This window comes from Rhodococcus sp. 14-2483-1-1 (assembly GCF_002259335.1).
Lineage (GTDB): Bacteria > Actinomycetota > Actinomycetes > Mycobacteriales > Mycobacteriaceae > Rhodococcoides.
In genome coordinates this window covers 361430-383422 of the sequence record NZ_NPFX01000021.1, presented here as the reverse complement: position 1 = coordinate 383422, position 21993 = coordinate 361430, and the positions used below count along the sequence as shown (strand labels likewise).

Genomic DNA, 21993 nt, shown 5'->3' with positions numbered 1-21993 from the left:
CGCCCTTACCCGTACGTTCAGGGCGCGTCGCGGGAATCCGATTGCGTTGTGTTCCAACGGTTGTGCCTGGAACCGTCATTCCGCTCTCCTTGCAATCCGTTCGGCGGCGCGCAATCTCACCGGAGCCGAGCGTGGGTTGACGTCGATTTCTGCATCCGAGGCACGCTCGGCACCTCTGGTCAGGAGCCGAAACTCCGGACCCATTCCGGGAAGCTCGACCGGCAGCCCCTCGGGGCTGCGGGACTTGATCCGAGGGGCCAACTCCTGCTTGACTACTCGGTCTTCGAGCGACTGATACGACATGAAGACCACCCGGCCACCCACAGCCAAGGCCTCGAGCCCGGCAGGCACCGCAGACTTCAACGAGTCCAGCTCGCCGTTGACCTCGATACGCAGGGCCTGAAAGGTGCGCTTGGCCGGGTGCCCACCGGTTCGCCGCGTTGCGGCCGGGATTGCGGCGTAGAGCAACTCGACCAACGGACCACTCGTGGTGAACGGCGTGTGCTCACGTCGTCGCAGAACAGCGGAGGCGATCTTGCCGGCGAACCGCTCCTCGCCGTAGGTACTGAGCACCCGCGCGATGTCACCGTGCGAGTAGGTATTGAGCACGTCGGCAGCAGTGATGCCCACCGTCGGATTCATCCGCATGTCCAGTGGCGCATCGACAGAATAGGCGAACCCGCGATCGGACTCGTCAAGCTGCATCGACGACACTCCGAGATCGAACAGAATGGCGTGCACGGAATCGAGTGCCGGCAGACCGGCTTCGTCGAGTGCCTCGGCGATACCGTCGTACGTTGTGTGTACCAACGTGATTCGATCGGCGAACGGAGCCAACCGAGATCCGGCGAGTCGGAGTGCATCGGGATCGCGATCGAGTCCGATGAGGTGCAGATGTGGATAGGTTCGGAGGAAGTGTTCGGCATGACCGCCGAGTCCCAGGGTCGCGTCGATCATGACGCGGGGGCCGTCCGCGGAATCGAGTGCGGGGCCGAGCAATTCGTCGGCGCGGTCGAGTCGAACCGGTACGTGCAACGGACCTGCGGATCGACGATCGGGTCGGTCGGTGGACGATGCGCTCTCGTCCTGCCCGTCGCCCTCCGTCATGGTTCCTCCCGGTCGTGCGTACGTACGTCTCGCCCGGGTCCGGGCCGTGCGGGTTGCCCACGGACGCCGGTGCGAATGCTTCGAGGTCCCTGTCCGATAGGGAACCTGGCGTTGGGGAAGAACGTCAGGGTCCTGATCTGCGAAACCTGGCGTTGGGGAAGAACGTCAGGGTTCTGATCGGGCAGAGGCCTCGCTGCACTCGCAGGCGACCGGGGCGGGCTACAAGATTCCTCCGAGGGATTCGTCGAATGCGTCGGAGAAGTCCTGCTCGTTTTCAGCGGAGTAACGGGCCCATGCTTCGTCGTTCCAGATTTCGATGAAGTCCATCGAACCGATCACGACGCAGTTACGTTCGAGTCCCGCGTAGCGACGGTGCTCTGGGCTGATGGTGATGCGTCCCTGTCCGTCCGGCCGCTGCTCGTCGGTTCCCGAAAAGAACTGACGAACGTAGGCGCGGGCTTTCGGGTTGGCACGAGACGCCGCCGTCAGCTTCCGAGAACGCTCCGCGAAGTCTGCCGCGGTGTAGACCGCGAGGCTGAAATCCTGCCCCTTGCTCACCATGACACCTCCTGCAAGCGCGTCCCGAAATTTGGCCGGCAACGTCAGTCGACCCTTGTCGTCGAGCTTCGGCGTGTAGGTACCGAGAAACACTCGCCACCTCCAGCCTCGACTCTCCGCTGCGGACCACTTTACCCCACTCTCCCCCACTTCGAACCATTCGCAGCGTGAAAACTTTGGGCAAATGCACATATCCGCAGCTCAGCGACAGCAAGACTGCTGGAATTACCGGTCAGCACCCGACCATGGAAAGTAGCCACGAACCGACGGCGGGCACCCAGACCCCTCCGATCCAGCGGTACGACCAGGCATTTCACGCCACCGGCGGCCGAGAAGCATCGCTTCGATGCACCCAGTGGGGCTCAGGTGGGGAAAAGTGGGGACTTTTGTTGATCGTGGGGCGAAGTGGGGAGGCGGCTCGACATGCGCCGGCTACGACCATCCCCACCGGGCCTCCGACGCCGGTCGGCAGAGGCGGCCGCGGAACGTGGTCCGATAGCGGCGGAAACGACAACAGCACCCCACCCGAAGGTGAGGTGCTGCTGTGCGTGACGCGTGAAGTTGTGGGAGCGAACCGATATCGGGCGGGTTGTTCGGAACCCGGACGACTCAGTCCTGCTCGAACCTCTTACGGAACCGATCTTCCATGCGAGAGGTGAAGCTGCCGCCTTTGCGGCCACCCTTCGACTTCTGTCCGGAACCACGACCGGAGGCTTCGGCAGCACTGTTGGTTGTGCCACCTTCGTCCGGCGTCGCTGCGGCTCCCTTCTTGGAGCCACCGAACAGGAACAGTGCCCCGGCACCGAACATGAACAAAAAGCCGATGAGACTGACGACGAGAAAAGCCAAGCTGTTCGTCGACAAAGCAACACCGGCGACGAGCAACACGAGTCCCACGACGAACAGCGCGGCAGCCTGAAAGCGCCTCCTGCTCGACGCCGCGCGAACGCGACCGCCTCTCACATGAGACGCGAACTTGGGATCCTCGGCGTAGAGAGCGCTCTCGATCTGATCGAGCATGCGCTGCTCGTGCTCGGAGAGTGGCACGGTACCTCCCCCTGCACTGATATTGAAGGTCGTTTCTGTTGCGAAACGACGGGAAGCTGACCTTGGCGGCTACCTAGTGACGATGATACGAGCTGAATCCGCTGCTTACCACCTACTCGCACGATGTGTTCCTGAGAAACGCCGAAGTTTTCGAGACGGGCGTCCCGGAAACTACGACCGAACACCGCGTGACGTGGCAGTTCACACCCGTCGACCAGCTCGGTGAGCTACGCCGACAACGGTGTGGCCATCGGATCGACGGAGGCGAACCGTGACTGACCGCCGAGTCGATCGTCGACCGAGTTCAAGAAACGACTCACGTGCCGATAGAAATCGTCGGCATCGAGATCGGCGATCGTGCTCGACGCGCCCGCTTCGACCGCGGCGCGGGTGGCCGAGAACGATGCGAAGTACTCCGACCAGACTGCGAGTTCGGGTGCTGCCTTCGCCATCAGCACCCACGCGTTGCGCGAGCGCGGGCGCGCACCGATCGAGTTCGGCAACGACGCCAGTACTGCCGCCGCCCCTTTGAGCGCCGCGGCGTAGCTTCCGAGAAACCGATCACCCGCATCGCTCTCCCCGATGGACTCGGACAACAGAGCATCGGCCCGACCGAGCAGAACCCGGGCCTGACGCGGCACCGGCGACCGCACGCCGGCATCGAATGCCTTCGTGATCGTCATACTCGAACACCTCCAGTTCGAATCTCCGGTGCGTACCTGACGCGCCCGGAACCGTGACGAAGCCTTACAGTCGAACTCCGGAGTATTCGACCCCTGATTCGAGTCGAAGCCACCGGCGCACTCGGCCCCGATCATCGAACACCCGTTCGACGCTTTTCAATATAGCTGTGCCCACCGACAAGTTTCCGAAGAAAGGTTGAGGACAGTCGTCACCGATGCGCGGACAACGCCGTACCTGGTCGATCTGACGCCCCCGGAATTCCGCCTGCGGCTGCTCGAAGCACTGTCGATCTACGTCGAAGCCATGGGTTACCCACGCGGAACCGAGCAGAGCCGGGCACCGATGTGGAGCGAACATCTGCATCGTCCGGGCTGGCGAGCGGTCGGAGCGCTGCTCCCGAACTCCGACCCGAACCAGCCCGATTCACTGGTCGCAGTTGCCTACGGCTACCACGGTGCACCCCATCAGTGGTGGCATCAACAGGTTCGTGACGGGTTGCGCCGCTCGGGGCACCCTCCGCACAGCGTCGAGAACGCGTTGGGGAACTACTTCGAGCTGACCGAGCTCCACGTCCTCCCGAGCGCTCAGGGATATGGCCTCGGCGGGCAACTGTGCCGTCGGTTGCTCGACGGTGTGAGCGCGGACAACGTGATGTTGTCCACACCCGAGGTGGCGCGAGAGGACAATCGAGCCTGGCGGCTCTATCGGCGGCTGGGCTTTGCGGACGTGCTGCGGGACTTCAGGTTCGCGGGCGATCGACGGCCCTTCGCCGTCCTGGGTCGCCAGTTGCCGCTGGACGGGCCAGTAGCCTGAAAGATGTGATCGACGCTGTGGTGGTGGGCTCCGGCCACAATGCCCTGACCTCCGCCTGCTACCTGACCGATGCCGGGTGGTCTGTCGAGGTTCTCGAACGCGACACCGTTGCCGGTGGCGCAGTATCCACCGTGGAGCGCTTTCCCGGACATCGAGTGGATCGCGGTTCTTCGGCACACATCATGATTCGCCACACCGGCATCGTCGAGGAGCTCGACCTCGCAGAGTTCGGCCTGCGCTACATCGACTGCGATCCCTGGGCGTTCGCACCGGGAGCCGTCGACACCGACGAGCGCGCCCTCGTCTTCCATCGCGACCTCGATCGCACCTGCGACTCCATCGCCGCCGCGTGCGGGGCCGCGGACGCCAACGCCTACCGCACGTTCGTCTCGGTCTGGGGTCCCCGTAGTGAACGAACCATGCGCGCGTTCGGCGGGCCGCCGACCGGGGCGAAGCTGCTCCGTTCCTTCTGGGGTCTCGGGGCTCCGGACGGGGGCAGCATGCTCTCCCGCGAATTTCTCGCCACCGGCGATTCGTTGCTGGACGAGATGTTCTCGAGCGAACGCCTCAAGGCCGCACTGGCATGGTTCGGTGCTCAGTCGGGCCCGCCCATGTCCGAGCCGGGTACCGCACCGATGGTCGGTTTCGCCGCTCTCATGCACACCCTTCCGCCCGGCCGCGCCGTCGGTGGCAGTGGTGCGCTGACCGAGGCGATGATCGCCCGCCTGCACCGGGACGGGGCCGAACTCACTCTCGGCGACGCCGTGACCTCGCTCGTACGCCGGCCGCACGGCTGGACCACCAGGACCGCGTCGGGTCGGGAGATCGACAGCCGTGTCGTCGTTGCCGGTTGTCATATCCTGACCACGCTCGACCTGCTCGCCGACGGTGGGCACGACGCGACGCAGATCGCTCGGTGGCGCAGCACGATTCGGGTGGGTCCGGGACTCGGTACTGCGGTCCGGTTGGCCACCGACGCCCTTCCGGTGTATCCCAGTGCCGACCGAATCGAGGACGGCACCCACGGCCTTGCGCTGCTGGTGCGCGATCGCAGCCAGCTGCGCCTGGCGCACGGCCATGCACTCGCCGGTGATCTGCCGCCGACTCCGGCCGTGCTGGGAATGTCGTTCAGTGCCATCGACCCCACCATCGCGCCGCCAGGACAGCATCAGATCTCGCTGTGGTCGCAGTGGCATCCGCACACTCTCGCCGACGGCAGAAAATGGCGTTCGGACGTTCCGGGCGAACGCTCGTTGGCCGAGTTCGAGGCGGACCGGATCGTGGCCGAAATGGATCGGTACGCACCCGGGTTCGCCGGTGCAGTGCTGGATCGACACGTCCAGTCTCCGCTCGACATCGAACGTGAGCTCGGGCTGATCGGAGGCAACATCATGCACCTGGACATGTCACTCGACCAGATGATGATGTGGCGGCCGCACCCACAACTGGCGGGTCATCGAGTCCCGGGGGCGGACGGGCTGTATCTCACCGGCGCATCCACCCACCCCGGTGGCGGGGTCACCGCAGCCAGTGGTCGGTCGGCAGCACGAATCGCGATCGCCGACGCCCGCGCCGGACGCCGTCGCGAGTTCTTCCGGAGGAGGCGAGTATGAGGATCGCACCGATCGTCGTGGCGGTCGCTGCTGTCGGCTGCCAGATCGTCTACCCACTGGTGTCGGGCACGACCCGAGACGCGGTGACGGTTGCTGTGGTCGCCTTGCTGGCACTCGCGTCGATCCTGCACGCCGTGCTGCACCGAGGAGCGGTGTGGGCCACCGTTCTGGTCCTCGTGACGGCAGGCACCGGTTTCGCATCCGAACTGGTGGGCACCGCCACCGGCATCCCTTTCGGCGAATACTTCTACGCACAGAATCGCTTGGGTCCCAGTCTGTTCGAGGTGCCCGTGGTGGTCCCGCTGGCCTGGACGGCCGGTTTCTACCCGATCTGGTGCGCGGTGACCTACGTCGTTCGCCGTCTCGGCACGACACAGGTCCGCGCCGCCGGCCTCCGGATCGCGGCGGTAGCGGTGGGCATGGTCGGCTGGGACCTCTATCTCGATCCGCAGATGGTCACCGACGGCCAATGGACGTGGACGGCCGGTGCCGTCGGCCTGCCAGGGGTGCCGTCCATCCCGCTGACCAACTACCTCGGCTGGCTCGTGGTGGCCACGCTGATGGCGGCGGTCATGGAGTCGCTCGACCGTGCCATCGGAGGCTTTCGCCCGTCCGATACCCGGCTGCAACCGTTCGACGATGCGGTACCGATCGGGCTGTTCCTGTGGACGTGGCTGGGGTCGGCGCTCGCGCATGCAGTATTCCTCGACGGTCCGGAACTTCGATTCTCGGCGGTGTACGGGTTCCTGGTGATGGGCGCGGTCGGCGTACCGCTGGTGTGGATCGGTGGCCGCGAGCGTCGCCCACGATCACGCGCAGCAGTCTCCGGTCTCGGTACCGACACGCCTCGCTGACAACCCCTGCCGACTGACATCGGCTCGATGCCCTGGCACGATGTCGCTGTGCAGTCGACATCGCGAACATCTCACCGAACCCATCGCCGAAGAATTCTCTCGGTGGTCGCACTGGCGCTGCTGGTCGCGCCGCTGCTGGCCGGGTGCCTGCGGGTACAGGTCACGATGGGGGTGTCGGCGAACGACCGGGTGGCGGGCCAGATCGTGGCGGCCAGCGTGCCGACATCGGACTCCGATACCGGCCCGGAGCTGGTGGTTCCGTCCTCGATCGAGGACAAGGTGCGCGTCGAGCCGTACAACCAGGACGGATACGTCGGCTCACAGGCCATTTTCGACGATCTCTCGTTCGGCGATGTGCAGACGCTCGGGTCCATCTTCCAGAACGCTGCCGGATCGTTCCAGCTGGAGCTGCAGCGCTCGGGTGACACCGTCACCCTGGCGGGCAACGCGGACCTGTCCTCGGTTCCGGCTCAGGGTTCGGACGTGCAGTTCACCATTGCATTCCCTGCCCGCATCGGAACCACGAACGGCACCCGCGAGAGCGACAACTCCATCTCCTGGAAGTTGCCGGCAGGCGAAGTGACGTCGGTGCGCGCCGAGGTCAACTACCCCGATCCCAACACCAGAAGCTTCGCCGGCTGGGCGGGCATCGTCGGTGGTGTGACCGTCGGCGTCGCGGCCATCATCGGAGCCATGGCCTGGGTCTCGCGCAACCCACCGCTGCGCAATCGGCAGCCTCGAGGACCCGAGGCGGACAGTCCGACCGACAGAACGTCGGTGTGACCGACCGACTCCTCGCACGAACGACGGCGACCGCCGCCGGCCTGGCAACGGCGTCGGCTGCAGTGTCGCTGCTCAATGCGCGCTTCACGCCCGGCTTGCGAACTCCGGATCGGGACATCACCGAACGGATCGTCGTCTGCATTCCCGCCCGTAACGAGGTGACGACACTGCCCTCGTTGATCGGCGATCTCACCCGTCAGCGATCGTGCACCGATCTGCACGTCATCGTCCTCGACGACGACTCGAGCGATGGAACGGCGTCGGCTGCCCGCACGGCCGCCGCCGGTGACCCGAGAATTCGCGTCGTGACCTCCGATGCCGCTCCCCCGGCCGGCTGGACCGGCAAGGCCGCCGCCTGCGCCGAGCTGGCGAGACTGGCCGACGAAGGCGACGCACAGGCGTCACTGATCATGTTCGTCGACGCCGACGTGCGACTCGCGCCCGATGCCGTGGCTGCCGCTGCGGGGACGCTACGACAGCACGCTGCGGCGCTGCTGTGCCCGTGGCCCGAACAGCTGGTCGGCAGTGTCGCCGAGCGACTCGTTCAACCGCTGCTCGCCTGGTCCTGGATGTCCACTCTTCCCGTGCCGTTGGCCAACTCGATGCTGCTGCCCTCGATGGCAGTGGCGTGTGGTCAGTTCATGGCATTCGACGCCGCCGCTTATCGCGCCATCGGGGGCCACGGCTGCGTCGCGGCCAGCGCAACGGAGGATCTCGATCTGGCACGCACCCTGCGCCGGCAAGGCATGTCGACGGTGGTGGTGTCGGGAGCGGGGTTCGTCAGCTGCCGGATGTACCAGTCGGTTGTCGACCTGCGGTCCGGGTACAGCCGGTGGCTGTGGAACGAGTTCGGCGGCCCGGTCGGTTCGGCCACCGCCACAGTGGCGTCGGCCGCGATCTACCTGGTGCCGCCGATAGCGGCACTCACGGCTTCGGGATCGGTGCGTCGCCTCGGCTGGGCCGGATACCTCGCGGGCACCGTGTCTCGAATGGCCGCGCGTCGACGCGAATCGGGACCGCGGTTCGGCGTCGACGACGTGGTGGACGCTGCGCTGCATCCGGTGTCGATTCTCGCCTTCACCGGGCTCGTCGCGGAATCCCACGTTCGCAGGCGACGCGGATCGTTGACGTGGAAGTCTCGCCCCTCGCCCTCACCGCAGCACTGACGCGGCTACACCCGCGCGGGCGCGAGACCCAGGTTGCACAACACCTCACGGGTGGCGCGGGCAAAGTTCAACGTGATGAAGTGCAAACCGGGTGCACCTTCGGAGATCAGCCGCTCGCCGATGTTCGTGGCGAGTTCGATGCCCACCTCTCGGACGGCGGCGCGATCCTCTTCGGGCCCGGATCCGGCTGCGCGAGTGAACTTCTCGTCCAGGGAGGACGGCAGCGTGGTGCCCGAGAGCTCGAGCATCCGGCGAACCGACCGGAGTGAGGTGATGGGCATGATCTCGGGAATGATCGGCTTTGCACCCTGCTCGGCGTCGTACGCAGACACCCGATCGCGCAGACGCAGATAGTCGTCCACATCGAAGAACATCTGGGTGATCGAGTACTCGGCCCCGGCACGGAGCTTGCCGACCAGGCACCTGGTGTCCTGTTCGAGGTCGTCGGCGCGGTGGTGTCCTTCGGGGAACGACGCCACTCCGACGTGGAAGTCGCCGAGATCGCGCACCAACCGAACGAGTTCCTCCGCGTATTCGACTCCGTCCGGATGCTTCTCCCAGTCACCGAGCGGATCTCCCGGCGGGTCTCCGCGCAGCACGAGGATGTTGGTGATGCCGCGGTCGGCGTATGACCCGACCATCGACCGCAACTCGTCGACACTGTGCGAAACGGCAGTGAGATGCGCCACAGGGAGCAGCGTGGTCTCTTCCGCAATCTGCCCGGTGACGCGCACCGTTCGGTCACGCGTCGAGCCTCCGGCACCGTACGTCATCGATACGAAGGCGGGGGCAAGCTGCTCGAACTCACGGACTGCACGCCACAACCTGGCCTCGGCTGCAGCATCGCGCGGCGGCGAGAACTCGACGGAAAACGGGATTCTGGCGTCCGGTTCAGTGCGCAGTCGGTCGACGATGGACGGCGTGTTCGTCACGAACCCTCGGCTCGCCCGCCCCCGGACTGATTCTTCGCTCACCCGAAGATCATAGGTTGCGCGTCGGACAGCCCGTCGGGCCTCCCGGGCGTCGGTGTTCGCTGCACGTCGGCGCACGGGTGTGGGCGGCTACTAGTCTGGGAACCATATTCCGACGCACCCACCGCACACCTTGGAGGATCGTCCTGTCCGGAGACTTGTCCTCGCCCGTCGTCGACACCCCCACCGCTGCAATAGGACCGGAGGCGCTGCGTGCTGCCGTGGACGCGAAGCTCGCCGAGTTCTTCGCCACGCGCCGCGAGGTCGTCGACACCGTCGGCGGTGGCTACCCCGCAGCCGTGGCAGATCTCGAAGCGTTCGTGCTGCGCGGCGGCAAGCGCATGCGCCCCGCGTTCGCCTGGACGGCATGGCTCGGTGCGGGTGGCGAACCCACCGGTCCGCGATCCGACGCAGTGCTTCGGGCCTGCTCGGCGCTCGAACTGATTCAGGCCTGTGCCCTGATCCACGACGACATCATCGATTCGTCCAGCACCCGGCGAGGCTTTCCGACCGTGCACGTCGGCTTTGCCCAGCGACATCGGGACGCGGGCTGGTCCGGCTCCTCGAACCACTTCGGCGAGTCGGCGGCCATTCTCGTCGGTGATCTCGCCCTGTGCTGGGCCGACGATCTACTCCGCGAATCGGGCATCGACAACGACGCGGCACGCCGGGTCCAGCCGGTGTGGTCGGCCATGCGCACCGAGGTCCTGGGTGGCCAACTCCTCGACATCGAGGCCGAAGCAGGCACCGACGAGGGGGTGGCGGCTGCAATGCGGGTCAATCGTTTCAAGACCGCCGCGTACACGGTGGAACGACCGCTGCACCTCGGCGCAGTTCTTGCGGATGCCGACGAAGACCTGATCGCTGCCTATCGCAGCTTCGGGGCCGATATCGGGATCGCGTTCCAGTTGCGCGACGACCTGCTCGGAGTGTTCGGCGATCCCGAGGTGACCGGCAAGCCGTCGGGCGACGACATCACCGAGGGCAAGCGCACCGTGCTCATCGCGTCGGCACTGAAGCACGCCGACGAGAACCGGCCCGATCTTGCAGCCACGATCCGGGCCAGCCTCGGCACCGAACTGGACGCCGAGGCAGTGGCCGATATTCGTTCGATTCTGGTCGAACTCGGAGCAGTCGATGCCGTCGAACGGCAGATCGACGAGCTCGGCGCTCGGGCGGTTGCGACCCTCGACAACAGTTCGATCGAGCCGGCCGCTGCCGCGCACCTGCGCGCCATGGCAACCGCCGCAATCAAGCGGCAGTACTGAAAGTGAGCGTCATGTCTTCGATTCGCACGGTCGCCGGACCCACCGACCGGGTCGTCGTGGTGGGAGCCGGATTGGCTGGATTGGCTGCCGGTCTGCATCTGCTCGGAGCAGGCAAGAAGGTCACCATCGTCGAACGAGACGAGACCGTGGGCGGCCGAGTCGGGGTGTATCCGGTGTCCGACACCGACGGCTCGCATCTGTACGACATCGACAACGGCGCAAGCGTGTTGACCATGCCGAACCTGGTGCTCGAGGCTCTGGCCGCGGTAGGTGCCGATTTCGAGTCGACGACTCCGCAGATCCGTCTCAGGGCGCTGTCGCCGTCTTATCACACGCGGTACGCCGACGGTACGTCGATCGATGTCTACTCGGACCCGGAGGCGATGGCGGCCGAGGTCGAACGGACCTGCGGGCCCGCCGAGGCGCAGGGATACCGCAACCTGCGTCGGTGGCTGGCCGACATCTTCGATGCCGAGTTCGACCGGTACATCGACTCGAACTTCGATTCCCCGCTCGATCTCGTGGGCTCGAAGGCCGCCGTTCGCGACACCGCCACGCTGATCAAGCTGGGCGGCTTCGGCAGACTCGGACCGCGTGTCGACAGCTTCCTCGAAGACACCCGGCTGCGCCGCGTCTTCACCTTTCAAGCGCTCTACGCAGGCATGGCACCGCAGAAGGCTCTTGCGGTCTACGGGGCCATCGCACACATGGACACCTCGCTCGGCGTCTTCTTCCCCGAGGGCGGCATGGCGGCCATCGCCAGGGCCATGGCCGACGCGTTCGTCACCGCGGGCGGAACACTCGACCTCGGCACCGAGATCGTCGACATCACCGTCGACCGCGGGCGTGCCGACTCCGTGCTGACCGCAACCGGCCATCGAATCGCCTGCGACGCACTCGTTCTCACCGCCGACCTGCCCGTGGTCGATCGACTCCTGGACCGGGCGTCGGTGTCGAAGAAGGGCAGGCGCAACGGCTACGGCGTCGTCTCACCGTCGGCGGTCGTCGCGCACGGAACCGTTCCCGTCGAACAGACCGCGAAGTGGCCCGCTCGCGCGCATCACACCATCGACTTCGGCGACGAATGGGCCGAGACGTTCCGGAGGATCACCGCCAAAGCGGGCAAGGGATCGTTGATGGCCGATCCCTCGTTGCTCATCACCCGGCCTTCGGTGAGCGATCCGAACCTCGAAGTGGTGCGCGGCGGTGTTCGCAGTGAGCCGGTGTCGATATTGGCACCGTGTCCCAATCTGGACAGCGCCCCGCTGGCGTGGGCGGAATTGGCGCACCCCTATCTCCGCGAAATACTGACGACGATGGAGGGTCGCGGGTACACGGGACTTCTGGACGGATTCGTTCTCGACCACATCGACACACCCGAGACCTGGGCGCAGAAGGGCATGATCGAAGGATCGCCGTTCTCGTCCGCTCACGTGTTCCGGCAGACCGGACCGTTCCGACGCAAGAACATGGTCGCCGGACTCGACAACGTGGTTCTCGCCGGCTCCGGTACGACGCCGGGTGTGGGCGTTCCGACGGTTCTGGTGTCGGGAAAGCTCGCCGCCGAACGGGTGACAGGACGCTCGGGGCGGTAGCTTCGTTCGATTCACTGCACGGACCAACTAAGCTGAACGCGATCGTTTGCCGGTCGCGTTCATTGCTGCGACCATGATCGTTCGGCGTCGGGCGAAAACGCATCGGCTTCAGATGTGGATCGCGAACAACAAATTCGTTGCAGAGGAGGAGTAGGCGGCAATGTCTTCGATTTCGTCGCACTCCACCTCCGAGGATCGATCCTCGGACGACGCCTCCGCGTCGTCGACCTCACCACGACCGTCGAGAATGACCGCCACGGGAAACTTTCTCCGCAGCCCGGAGGGCAAAGCGGCAATCCTCGGTGTCGTCGGGGCCGTCTGCATCACGTTCGGCGGGTTCGGCGCAGGTAGCGTGCGCCGACGCGATCCACTGCTCGAGGAGATGCACCTGTCGTGGCTGCGATTCGGCCACGGATTCGTACTGTCGACCATCATCGTCTGGGTCGGCGTACTGCTGATGATCACCGCCTGGGTCCGGCTCGGGCGAGCGACCCTGCACGGTCGCACCACGGTCGGCGAGCTCAGGTGGATCGTTCCGGCATGGACGGCACCGCTGTTGCTGTCGGTACCGATGTTCAGCCGCGACGCCTACTCCTACCTGGCTCAGGGTGCCCTGCTCCGTGACGGTTTCGATCCGTACGGCGTTGGCCCCGTTGCCAATCCGGGGGTTCTGCTCGACAACGTCAGCAATGTCTGGACCACGACGACGGCCCCCTACGGCCCCCTGTTCCTGCTACTCGGGCGCGGTATCACCACGTTGACGGGCGACAACGTCATCGCGGGGACCATGCTCCTGCGCCTGACCATGTTGCCCGGTCTGGCGCTGATGATGTGGGCGGTTCCGCGGCTGGCAAAGCACCTCGGCGGCCGAGCGACCACGGCTGTGTGGCTCGCAGTGCTCAACCCCTTGGTCCTGATCCACCTGATCGGCGGGGTGCACAACGAGTTGCTCATGGTCGGCCTGATGACGGCCGGCATCGTGTTGGCCCTCGAACATCGCCACGTGGCAGGCATCGCGCTGGTGGCGATCGCGGTGGCGATCAAGGCGACCGCCGGCCTGGCACTGCCCTTCCTGGTCTGGATCTGGATGTTGCACGTACGGGACAAGGCCCGCGCCGAAGGTCGAACGCCGCCCTCGCCGGTGCTGGTGTTCACGAAGACCGCGGGTATCGGAGCCTCGGTCTTCGTTGCGGTGTTCGCGGTCTCTTCGCTGGTCGCCGGAGTGGGAATCGGGTGGCTGACAGCGCTCTCGGGATCGGCGAAGATCATCAACTGGCTTTCGCTTCCCACGATTCTCGCGCACCTGGTGACCGTCGGTACCTCCTGGTTCCTCGATCTTCGACTGGACCCGGTTCTCTACGTCATGCGGCTGCTGTGCTCGATCGCCCTGGTGGTCATCCTCGCTGCAGCCTGGTGGTGGGGCCGCAAGTCCGAGCGAAACGCCGTCAAGGGCATTCTGATCGCCCTCGTCGCCACGGTCGTTCTCTCCCCCGCTGCCCTGCCCTGGTACTACTCGTGGCCGCTGGCGATCGCCGCCGGCTTCGCACTGTCTCGAACGACGCTCATGGTCCTGACCGGCCTGTCGACATGGCTCATGCTCGTCTTCCAACCCGACGGCGCCATCGGCCTGTACAACATCGTGCACGTGGCACTGGCCGTCATCGCGGCCGTGGTTGCCGCCCTCGCGTTGACGCGCGTCGACCCGCTGCGTTTACGATCGGACCGATCCAGGGAACACCGTGCCGTGCCGAACGCGCCCAAGAACACCGCACCCGAACCATCCGGAGACGAGTCCACGTCATGAGACTCCCGCGATGAAGGAACTGGACGGCATCGATCCGGCGCTGCACGAGGCGTACCGAATCTGTCGCGAGCTCAACGCCCAGCACGGTAAGACCTATTTCCTCGCCACCCGCCTGCTGCCGACAGACAAGCGCGCAGCAGTGCACGCGCTGTACGGATTCGCCCGCATGGTCGACGACATCGTCGACCTCGAAGGCACCGACATCGCCGTCGGATCGGACGAGCTCAACGCTCGCCGCATCGTCGAGCTCGACGCGATCGAATCCCGAGTACGCGACGCCTTGACCGGAAAGCCGTTGCCGCACAGCGTGACCGACCAGGTACTGAGCGCACTGTGCGACACCGTGTTGCGGTACGACATTCCGCACGACTACTTCTTCGCGTTCATGCACTCGATGCGCATGGACATTCCTGGCAGCGATGTGTTCGTCTCGCGCTACCGAACGATGGAGCAACTGCGCGAGTACATGTACGGCTCCGCTGCGGTCATCGGACTGCAGATGTTGCCGATCCTGGGAACCGTCGTCGAACGGTCCGAGGCCGAGCCTCCTGCCGCAGCCCTGGGCGAGGCATTCCAGCTGACGAACTTCATTCGGGACATGGGCGAGGACCTCGATCGCGATCGAATCTATCTCCCCACCGACGAGCTGGCTGCCTTCGGAGTCGACGAAGAACTGCTCCGGTGGTGTCGCACGAAGGGCACTGTCGATGCCCGGGTCACCCGAGCTCTCGCGCACCTGATCGCCGTCACCCGCTCGATCTATCGCACGTCCGATGCCGGTATCGACATGCTCGACCCGCGAGTGCGTCCGTCGATGCGTACGGCGTCGATTCTCTACGGCCGGATTCTGGACGAGGTCGAGTCGCAGGGCTACCGCGTGCTTTATCAGCGGGCGACGGTGCCGCAGTGGACTCGAGCTCGAATCGCACTTCCACAGTTCGCGGTCACCGGCTTCAAGCGTGCGACCGTTCGCTAGAAGGCCATGGCCTGTGCGCGCCTGATCACTTCGCGCATCAGATCACCGTGCAGTGCGGCCACGGGAGCACCGGGCAAGCTCTCGTCTTCGGTGAACAGCCACCGCAGGATTTCTTCGTCCTCGTAGCCGCCGTCGTGCAGTACGGCCAACAAGCCGGGCAGACCCTTGACGATGGAGCCCGTCCTCGCGTCGAGGAACTGCTCGGGAACGCCGGGCACACGCGAACGCTTCAGAGCCAGCAGCTGGCGGTCTCGAACGAGCTGCTCGACGCGGGTCTTGGGAACGTCGAGGATCTTCGCGACGTCGGCGAACTGCAGCAAAGACACCGACGGATCGAGCACGTCGTCGGCATAGGGAATGGCACTCACGCAGGTAACGTTAACGGGTCCGGCGTCCAGACTTCAAAAACGGCAGACCCGGCAGGGACAGCACGACACGATCGCCGATGGTCGGTCGACGCACCGATACGATCGGCGTCGTAGTTCCGCACAGAAGAGGTCCGGCACCGAAGCGGACAGCACAGCAGCCAGAGCAGTGGACGACGAGAGGAGGTTCGGTGATACCGGGTTCGATGCTCGATCGTCGATACCGTATCGACGGACCGATCGCACGGGGCGGTATGTCGACGGTCTATCGCGGCCTCGACACCAGGCTCGATCGCCCGGTCGCGGTGAAGATCATGGATCCGAAGTTCGCCGAGGATCCGCAGTTCGTCCAGCGATTCGAGTTCGAGGCACGGGCCGTGGCCAGGCTCAGCCATCCAGGCCTCGTCGCCGTCTACGACCACGGGCGGGACGGCGAGCACGCCTTCCTGGTCATGGAACTCGTCGAGGGCGGAACCCTACGCGAGCTCCTGCGTGAGCGTGGCCCCATGCCACCGCACGCGGCAGTCGCCGTCGTTCGGCCGGTTCTCGAGGCGCTCGCGGTCGCCCACCGAGCAGGATTGGTGCACCGCGACATCAAACCCGAGAACATTCTGATCAGCGACGACGGCGACGTGAAGATCGCCGATTTCGGACTCGTGCGTGCCATCGCAGCCTCGACGGTCACGTCCAGCAGTGTGATTCTGGGCACCGCCGCGTACCTGTCTCCAGAACAGGTCACGACCGGCTCGGCGTCCGCGAGCAGCGACGTCTACGGCGTCGGGATCGTGCTCTTCGAGCTGCTGACCGGACGCACCCCGTTCACCGGCGACACCTCGCTGTCCATCGCCTATCAGCGCATCGACAACGACGTACCGCTTCCCTCCACCTTCATCGCGGGCGTTCCGCCGCAATTCGACGAGGTGGTCCAGCACGCGACCGTCCGCGCCCCGGAACACCGGTATCGCAACGCCGACGACATGGCGCGCGCGCTGCGCGGGGCCGCGTCGGCGCTGGCGCTGCCCGACTACCGAGTACCCGCGCCGAAGCGGTCGGCCGAGCATCTGAGCTCCGCGGCCGCAGGAGCACCGACGACGGTGGCCGGTGATCGTGCGCCTTCCGCTCGCACCCAGGTGGTCCAGGATTCCCCGCCCCCGCCCCCGCAACACGGGGTGCACCACACCCGTGTGGTCACGTCACCGACCTCCCGCGGTGTCGAGTACGCCCCGGAAGACGACGATGCGCCGCCCGCCGAGCCACCTGCGACCGGCCGAGGGCAGTACCGTTTCCCGGACTTCGAGGCGGATCGACAGCGCTCGCGCCGTGCGATCGTCATCTGGCTGCTCGTCGTCGCCCTGCTCGCCGTGCTCGTCGGCTTCGGCGGCTGGTGGATGGGGTCAGGTCGTTACACCGCCGTCCCGATGGTCGACGGGCTCGACACCACCGGTGCCACCAGCGCCGTCGAGGCCGCCGGACTGGAGGCGGCGGTGCGCGGAACCTACTCCGACTCGGTGGACACCGACCTTCTCATCGGCACCGACCCCGCCGGTGGATCACGAATCGCCAAGGGCGACACAGTGTTTCTGCTGGTTTCATTGGGTAGCCCGAGTGTCCCCTCGATCGACGCGAGCGCGTCCGTCGCCGATATGGAACAGCAACTCCGCGACCGGACCTTCACTCCCGTCGACGGCGGCGAGGCATTCAGCACCACCGCTCCCATCGGCGGGGTCGCAGCACTGGACCCACCACCGGGCACCGTTCTGACCACCGGAAGCTCGGTGACGGTACTGCGCAGCAAAGGCGCACCGCCGGTCGAGGTGCCCGACGTACGCGGCCAGAGCGTCGACCAGGCCCGCACAACGCTCGAATCGGTGGGAATCACCGTCGGCGAGGTTCGGGAGACGTTCGACGACGAGACCGACGGCGGCAAGGCAATCGGAACGACGCCGGAGGCCGGGCAGACGGTCAGATCGGGAACCACCGCCGTGCTCGAGGTGTCCAACGCCGTCACCGTGCCTTCGCTGCTCGGGCGTTCGGTCGGTTCGGCGCGCACCACGCTCGCTGCCCTCGGCCTGACCATCGACGTCCGTCAGGTGGTCGACACGGATGGCTCGCTGGTGATCACCCAGAGCCCCGGAGCCGGTTCCCACGTGGAACCGGGCTCCGAGGTGATGGTCGTCTCGCTGCCCTGAGCCGGATGTAGCGACCGAGTCAGTCGCGGAGCATCTCGGCTACGAGGAAGGCCAGCTCGATGCTCTGCTGCGTGTTCAGCCGCGGGTCGCAGGCCGTTTCGTAGCGGCCGGCGAGGTCCAGATCGGAGATGTCCTGTGCACCGCCGAGGCACTCGGTGACGTCGTCGCCGGTCAGCTCGACGTGGATTCCGCCCGGATGTGTACCGAGACCGTTGTGTACCTCGAAGAAGCCCTGCACCTCGTCGACGATGCGATCGAAGTGCCGCGTCTTGTATCCGGTCGACGCCTCGTGGGTGTTGCCGTGCATCGGGTCGCACTGCCAGATGACCTGGTGTCCGGTGGCCTGCACCTTTTCGATGATGGCAGGCAGGATGTCGCGGACCTTGCCGTTGCCCATGCGCGAGATCAGCGTCAGACGGCCCGGCTTGTTGGTCGGGTCGAGGCGCTCGACGTACTCGACGGCCATCTCGGGGGTCGTCGTAGGTCCGATCTTGAGACCGATCGGGTTCGAGATCAGCTCGGCCAGGGCAATGTGCGCCCCGTCGAGCTGGCGGGTGCGGTCGCCGATCCACAGGAAGTGAGCCGACAGGTCGTACAGCTTGGGGTGATCGTCGGTGTTGTCCAGGCGCAGCATTGCCCGCTCGTAGTCGAGAACGAGCGCTTCGTGGCTCGCGAAGATCTGCGCGGTGTGCAGGTTGGGGTCGGAGACGCCGCAGGCATCCATGAACCGCAGCCCGCGATCGATCTCACCCGCGAGCGCCTCGTAGCGCGCACCGGCAGGCGATTGCGCGACGAACTCTCGGTTCCAATCGTGCACCTTGTGCAGATCCGCCATGCCCGCGCCGGTGAGTGCGCGAACCAGGTTCATCGCGGCACTGGCGTTGGCGTAGGCGCGCACCAGTCGCGACGGGTCGTGGCCGCGGACGCTCTCGTCGGCCACCAGCGAGTTGATCATGTCGCCGCGGTAGGACTGGAGACCGAGCGCATCGATGTTCGACGAGCGCGGCTTGGCGTACTGTCCGGCGATCCGCGCCACCTTCACCACCGGCATGCTCGCTCCGTAGGTGAGCACCACTGCCATCTGCAACAGCGTGCGGATGTTGCCCTTGATGTGAGGTTCGGTGTTGTCCACGAACGTCTCGGCGCAGTCGCCGCCCTGCAGCAGGAAGGCCTCACCGCGCGCAACGGCAGCAAGCTTGTCCGACAACGCCTCCACTTCACCGGCGACGGTGATGGGCGGAACACTCTCGAGCACCTTGCGCATGTCCGCTGCGTGCTCGGGGTCCCATTGCGGCTGCTGCGCAGCCGGCTTGGCCAACGCATCGTCCAATCGAGTGCGCATCGTCGGCGACAACGGCGGCAGGTCGGGCAAGCGATCGATGGGTACGTCGACAGTCCAGTTCACGGGTACAGGATATTCGCACCACTGTCATCGCAGGACAACGGGTGTTCACCCGCGGTGCGAGTACTCCTCGATCGCCTGGAACTTCGCCAGATTGTGCCGTGCATCGGCCAGTGCATCGTGCGCATCGTCGGGAACCGACGGCAGCTCGGGGCTGCCTCGATCCTCCCAGTGCTGGCGCAACTCCCGGGTGAACCGCGGCAGAGAACGGGGCAGCTCGGTCATCGAACCCCACAGCTGACACAGCGCTACGTGATCGTACGCAGCCACCCACGCCCACAATTCGACCTCGGCACCGTAGTGCGGCACCAGGAACTCGAGTAGTTCGTCCCGGATTCGAGACCGACTCATCCACAGCGGTGACGAGTACGGTGGCAGCTTGGGCAGCACGTTGCGCCGAACCCAGCGGCCTGCGCGCTCCGGATCGAACTCGGAGGACACCGCATAGAATTCGCGACCGTCCTCCGAAACCACACCGATCGAGACCAACTCGATTGTGCGACCATCCTCGATGAACTCTGTGTCGTAGAAGTAGCGCACGCGGCTCACCCTAGCGCGTGGCCCGACACCTCCCCACGTACCGGTAGTCCGAATCCGAACAGCCCCGAAAGGCCCACGTTGTGACATCGCCCGACACCAACCGTCCGATCGCCGAGGCATCGGAGCCGGCCGGGCCGACGCCACGTCGGTGGCCGTGGTGGGCTACCGCGTCGAGCAGGATCGTGGTCCTGATCGCCGCCGCAGTCGGCGTCTTGTTCCACCTGAACGGCTTTCCGGGTCTGCGGGCTCTCGGCGAGCACTACCGACTCGATCTGGACGTGTATCGACTCGGTGGTCAGGTGTTCGCCGAGGGCGGGGACCTCTACGGGCAGTTGCCGCCGATCGCGACCGGTACGACCCTGCCGTTCACTTATCCCCCGATCGCCGCGGCGATCTTCAGCCCGTTGTCGTCGGTGTCGCTGTACGCCGCGTCGATCGCGGTCACGGTGCTGTCCATGCTGCTGCTGCTGGTCACCGTCGTAGTCACCCTCACCTCGCTCGGACTTCGTCCTCGCACGCTCGTGTGGTGGACTGCCGGAGCAGTGTTCGCGTTGTCGGTGCTCGTACTGGAGCCGGTCACCTCGACGCTGAACTACGGACAGATCAACATCGTGCTGATGGCGTTCGTGGCACTCGACTGCCTGCCGAAGAAGACTCCGTGGCCGCGAGGGGTTCTGATCGGTCTCGTGGCCGCCGTCAAGCTCACTCCCGCCGTGTTCGTGTTGTTCTTTTTGTTGCGCAAAGACTTTCGCGCCGCTGTGATCTCGGTTCTGAGTTTTGCCGTGTTCACCGCAATCGGCTTCGCGCTGACGTGGTCGGACTCGCTGAAGTACTGGACACAGACCATCGTCGATTCCGACCGGATCGGTGGCCCGGCCTACCCGCCGAACCAGTCGATCACGGGCGTACTCGCGCGCCTGGGATTGGACGAGCTGCCCCGGTCGATCCTGTGGATCGCATTGTCGGTGGTGGTACTCGGCATAGCGGCAGTCGCAATGCGAAAGGCGTTCGCGGCCGGGCAGATTGCGCTGGCCCTGACGATCAACGCCATGTTCGGCCTGCTGGTCTCACCGGTATCCTGGTCGCATCACTGGGTGTGGGCGGTTCCGTTCACCATCGTGCTGGCCGTCCTCGGCTATCGCCGCCGCAGTGCATTGCTACTGACTCTGGTTGCGGTCGGACTGGCACTGATGGTGTATCCGCCACATTGGAAGCTCGGCGAGGGACGATGGAGCGGGCTCGGCTGGCCGTTGCTGGACCAATTCGCGGCCTCCGCCTACGTGTGGTGGGCTCTGGCTTCGATCGTTGCCCTGGCCGCGATCAGCTTCTCCGACCGCTCGAACACATCGAACGAAGCCGCTGCGGTTCAGCGATAGCGGGTTCAGCTGGCCTTGGAGTCGGGGATACGGCGCGCCGCGGGAGCCGAATCTTCCACCGGTGCAGCCTTCTTCAGAGACGCGGCGTACACGTCCACGTATTCCTGACCGGACAGCAGCATCAGGTCGTACATCACCTCGTCGGTGACGGCGCGCTCGACGAACCGATTGCCTGCCATTCCCTCGAAACGTGAGAAGTCGATGGGCTTCCCGACGCGGATGGTGACCTTGGCCGGCCGCCAGACGCGCGAACCGATGGGGTTCATCTTCTCGGTACCGACCATCGCGACCGGTACGACCTGGACTCCGGTCTGCAGTGCCAGACGCGCCATGCCGGTCTTGCCCTTGTACAACCGGCCGTCGGGAGAGCGCGTGCCCTCGGGGTAGATGCCGAGAACCTTGCCCGCTTCGATCACGCGAACACCGGCGTTGAGAGCGTCTTGTGCCGCGTCGGCTCCGGTGCGATCGATCGGCACCTGCCCCACCGCAGTGAAGAACCACTTCTGGAAGGCACCTTTGAGTCCGGGACCGGTGAAGTATTCGCTCTTGGCGAGAAAGGTGATGCGGCGAGGCGTTTTCAGCGGGAGGTAGAAAGAATCGAGAACGGCTTTGTGGTTACTCGCCAGAATGACCGGACCGTGCGTCGGAATGTTCTCCGCACCCTCGATCGTGGGCCGACCCAAGGCGATGAGCAGGGGCCCGACGATGACGAATTTGAACAGCCAGTACCACATTGACGCGCTCCCTGATGATGGTCCGGAAATCATTTGGTGCCTGCTCCCGCGAGCGAGAATCGACCGCGGCCGTGCGTCCTGGAACCGTGCCGCGTAGTGAACTGTACCCACGGTTTATGACACCAGCCACATCATCTGCGACTCCGGG

Annotated in this window: 21 protein-coding genes; 11 read left to right on the top strand and 10 right to left on the bottom strand. The window is 65.6% G+C overall.

Annotated features, from left to right (window positions below):
* Positions 1 to 75 precede the first annotated feature (75 nt).
* From rsmH to CH294_RS20325, 4 genes are all read right to left on the bottom strand, one after another.
* Complete coding sequence (gene rsmH, locus CH294_RS20340) at positions 76 to 1107, bottom strand: 16S rRNA (cytosine(1402)-N(4))-methyltransferase RsmH (protein WP_094738919.1); 1032 nt, start codon at positions 1105 to 1107, stop codon at positions 76 to 78.
* A 219-nt stretch (positions 1108 to 1326) separates the two neighbouring features.
* Positions 1327 to 1758 carry a division/cell wall cluster transcriptional repressor MraZ gene (gene mraZ, locus CH294_RS20335; protein WP_027497352.1) on the bottom strand — a complete coding sequence of 144 codons (432 nt, stop codon included), beginning with the start codon at positions 1756 to 1758 and terminating at the stop codon, positions 1327 to 1329.
* Between the two features lie 516 nt (positions 1759 to 2274).
* A complete protein-coding gene (locus tag CH294_RS20330; protein ID WP_032379047.1) occupies positions 2275 to 2712 on the bottom strand; it encodes a DUF3040 domain-containing protein in 438 nt (145 codons plus the stop codon).
* A gap of 227 nt (positions 2713 to 2939) precedes the next feature.
* A complete protein-coding gene (locus CH294_RS20325) occupies positions 2940 to 3395 on the bottom strand; it encodes an SAV_6107 family HEPN domain-containing protein (protein ID WP_094704713.1) in 456 nt (151 codons plus the stop codon).
* Between the two features lie 196 nt (positions 3396 to 3591).
* Between CH294_RS20325 and CH294_RS20320 the strand changes: the two genes are divergently transcribed.
* From CH294_RS20320 to CH294_RS20300, 5 genes are read left to right on the top strand one after another with little or no spacing between them, the layout of a single operon-like run.
* On the top strand, positions 3592 to 4209 hold the full coding sequence (locus CH294_RS20320) for a GNAT family N-acetyltransferase (RefSeq protein WP_094738918.1): 618 nt from the start codon (positions 3592 to 3594) through the stop codon (positions 4207 to 4209).
* 5 nt (positions 4210 to 4214) lie between these two features.
* A complete protein-coding gene (locus CH294_RS20315; protein WP_094738917.1) occupies positions 4215 to 5822 on the top strand; it encodes an NAD(P)/FAD-dependent oxidoreductase in 1608 nt (535 codons plus the stop codon).
* Positions 5819 to 6676 (top strand): carotenoid biosynthesis protein, encoded by an 858-nt coding sequence (locus CH294_RS20310; RefSeq protein WP_032403943.1) that lies wholly within the window; start codon positions 5819 to 5821, stop codon positions 6674 to 6676. Before CH294_RS20315 ends, CH294_RS20310 begins: the two co-directional genes overlap by 4 nt.
* A gap of 27 nt (positions 6677 to 6703) precedes the next feature.
* The gene (locus CH294_RS20305; protein WP_179278358.1) at positions 6704 to 7459 is read left to right on the top strand and encodes a DUF3153 domain-containing protein; all 756 of its coding nucleotides are present in this window, start codon (positions 6704 to 6706) and stop codon (positions 7457 to 7459) included.
* Positions 7456 to 8625, top strand: a complete 1170-nt coding sequence (locus CH294_RS20300; RefSeq protein ID WP_094738916.1) for a glycosyltransferase — start codon at positions 7456 to 7458, stop codon at positions 8623 to 8625. The genes CH294_RS20305 and CH294_RS20300 overlap by 4 nt, the downstream gene beginning before the upstream one ends.
* Before the next feature lie 5 nt (positions 8626 to 8630).
* Here the strand turns inward: CH294_RS20300 and metF are convergent, their stop codons facing one another.
* A complete protein-coding gene (metF, locus tag CH294_RS20295) occupies positions 8631 to 9557 on the bottom strand; it encodes a methylenetetrahydrofolate reductase [NAD(P)H] (protein WP_032403941.1) in 927 nt (308 codons plus the stop codon).
* A 197-nt stretch (positions 9558 to 9754) separates the two neighbouring features.
* On the opposite strand from metF, the gene CH294_RS20290 reads away from it, so the two are divergent.
* Positions 9755 to 10864 carry a polyprenyl synthetase family protein gene (locus CH294_RS20290; RefSeq protein ID WP_141216530.1) on the top strand — a complete coding sequence of 370 codons (1110 nt, stop codon included), beginning with the start codon at positions 9755 to 9757 and terminating at the stop codon, positions 10862 to 10864.
* Between the two features lie 11 nt (positions 10865 to 10875).
* Positions 10876 to 12459, top strand: coding sequence for a phytoene desaturase family protein (gene crtI / locus CH294_RS20285; protein ID WP_249305399.1), 1584 nt, complete (start codon positions 10876 to 10878; stop codon positions 12457 to 12459).
* Positions 12460 to 12567: 108 nt separating this feature from the next.
* On the opposite strand, the gene CH294_RS27885 is transcribed toward crtI, so the two are convergent.
* Positions 12568 to 12717, bottom strand: coding sequence for a hypothetical protein (locus CH294_RS27885; RefSeq protein WP_242640169.1), 150 nt, complete (start codon positions 12715 to 12717; stop codon positions 12568 to 12570).
* Here CH294_RS27885 and CH294_RS20280 point away from each other — a divergent pair.
* Together CH294_RS20280 and CH294_RS20275 are read left to right on the top strand one after the other, a co-directional pair.
* Entirely contained in the window at positions 12707 to 14263 is a 1557-nt protein-coding gene (locus CH294_RS20280; protein ID WP_242640170.1) for an alpha-(1->6)-mannopyranosyltransferase A, read from the top strand. The two genes, CH294_RS27885 and CH294_RS20280, sit on opposite strands and share 11 nt — an antisense overlap.
* Positions 14264 to 14273: 10 nt before the next feature.
* Positions 14274 to 15239: a phytoene/squalene synthase family protein gene (locus CH294_RS20275; protein ID WP_094738914.1), complete on the top strand. Its 966-nt coding sequence runs from the start codon at positions 14274 to 14276 to the stop codon at positions 15237 to 15239.
* Here the strand turns inward: CH294_RS20275 and CH294_RS20270 are convergent.
* Positions 15236 to 15607, bottom strand: a complete 372-nt coding sequence (locus tag CH294_RS20270) for an Rv2175c family DNA-binding protein (RefSeq protein ID WP_032403938.1) — start codon at positions 15605 to 15607, stop codon at positions 15236 to 15238. The genes CH294_RS20275 and CH294_RS20270 overlap by 4 nt on opposite strands.
* A gap of 203 nt (positions 15608 to 15810) precedes the next feature.
* Between CH294_RS20270 and pknB the strand changes: the two genes are divergently transcribed.
* Complete coding sequence (gene pknB, locus CH294_RS20265; RefSeq protein WP_094738913.1) at positions 15811 to 17793, top strand: Stk1 family PASTA domain-containing Ser/Thr kinase; 1983 nt, start codon at positions 15811 to 15813, stop codon at positions 17791 to 17793.
* 19 nt (positions 17794 to 17812) lie between these two features.
* Here pknB and CH294_RS20260 read toward each other — a convergent pair whose 3' ends face one another.
* Both CH294_RS20260 and CH294_RS20255 read right to left on the bottom strand, forming a co-directional pair.
* On the bottom strand, positions 17813 to 19198 hold the full coding sequence (locus tag CH294_RS20260; protein ID WP_032379057.1) for a class II 3-deoxy-7-phosphoheptulonate synthase: 1386 nt from the start codon (positions 19196 to 19198) through the stop codon (positions 17813 to 17815).
* A gap of 45 nt (positions 19199 to 19243) precedes the next feature.
* A complete protein-coding gene (locus CH294_RS20255; protein ID WP_032379547.1) occupies positions 19244 to 19735 on the bottom strand; it encodes a polyadenylate-specific 3'-exoribonuclease AS in 492 nt (163 codons plus the stop codon).
* Positions 19736 to 19914: 179 nt separating this feature from the next.
* Between CH294_RS20255 and CH294_RS20250 the strand changes: the two genes are divergently transcribed.
* A complete protein-coding gene (locus CH294_RS20250; protein ID WP_249305420.1) occupies positions 19915 to 21111 on the top strand; it encodes a glycosyltransferase 87 family protein in 1197 nt (398 codons plus the stop codon).
* Between the two features lie 5 nt (positions 21112 to 21116).
* Here CH294_RS20250 and CH294_RS20245 read toward each other — a convergent pair whose 3' ends face one another.
* Positions 21117 to 21845 (bottom strand): lysophospholipid acyltransferase family protein, encoded by a 729-nt coding sequence (locus tag CH294_RS20245; protein ID WP_032379058.1) that lies wholly within the window; start codon positions 21843 to 21845, stop codon positions 21117 to 21119.
* Positions 21846 to 21993: the final 148 nt, after the last annotated feature.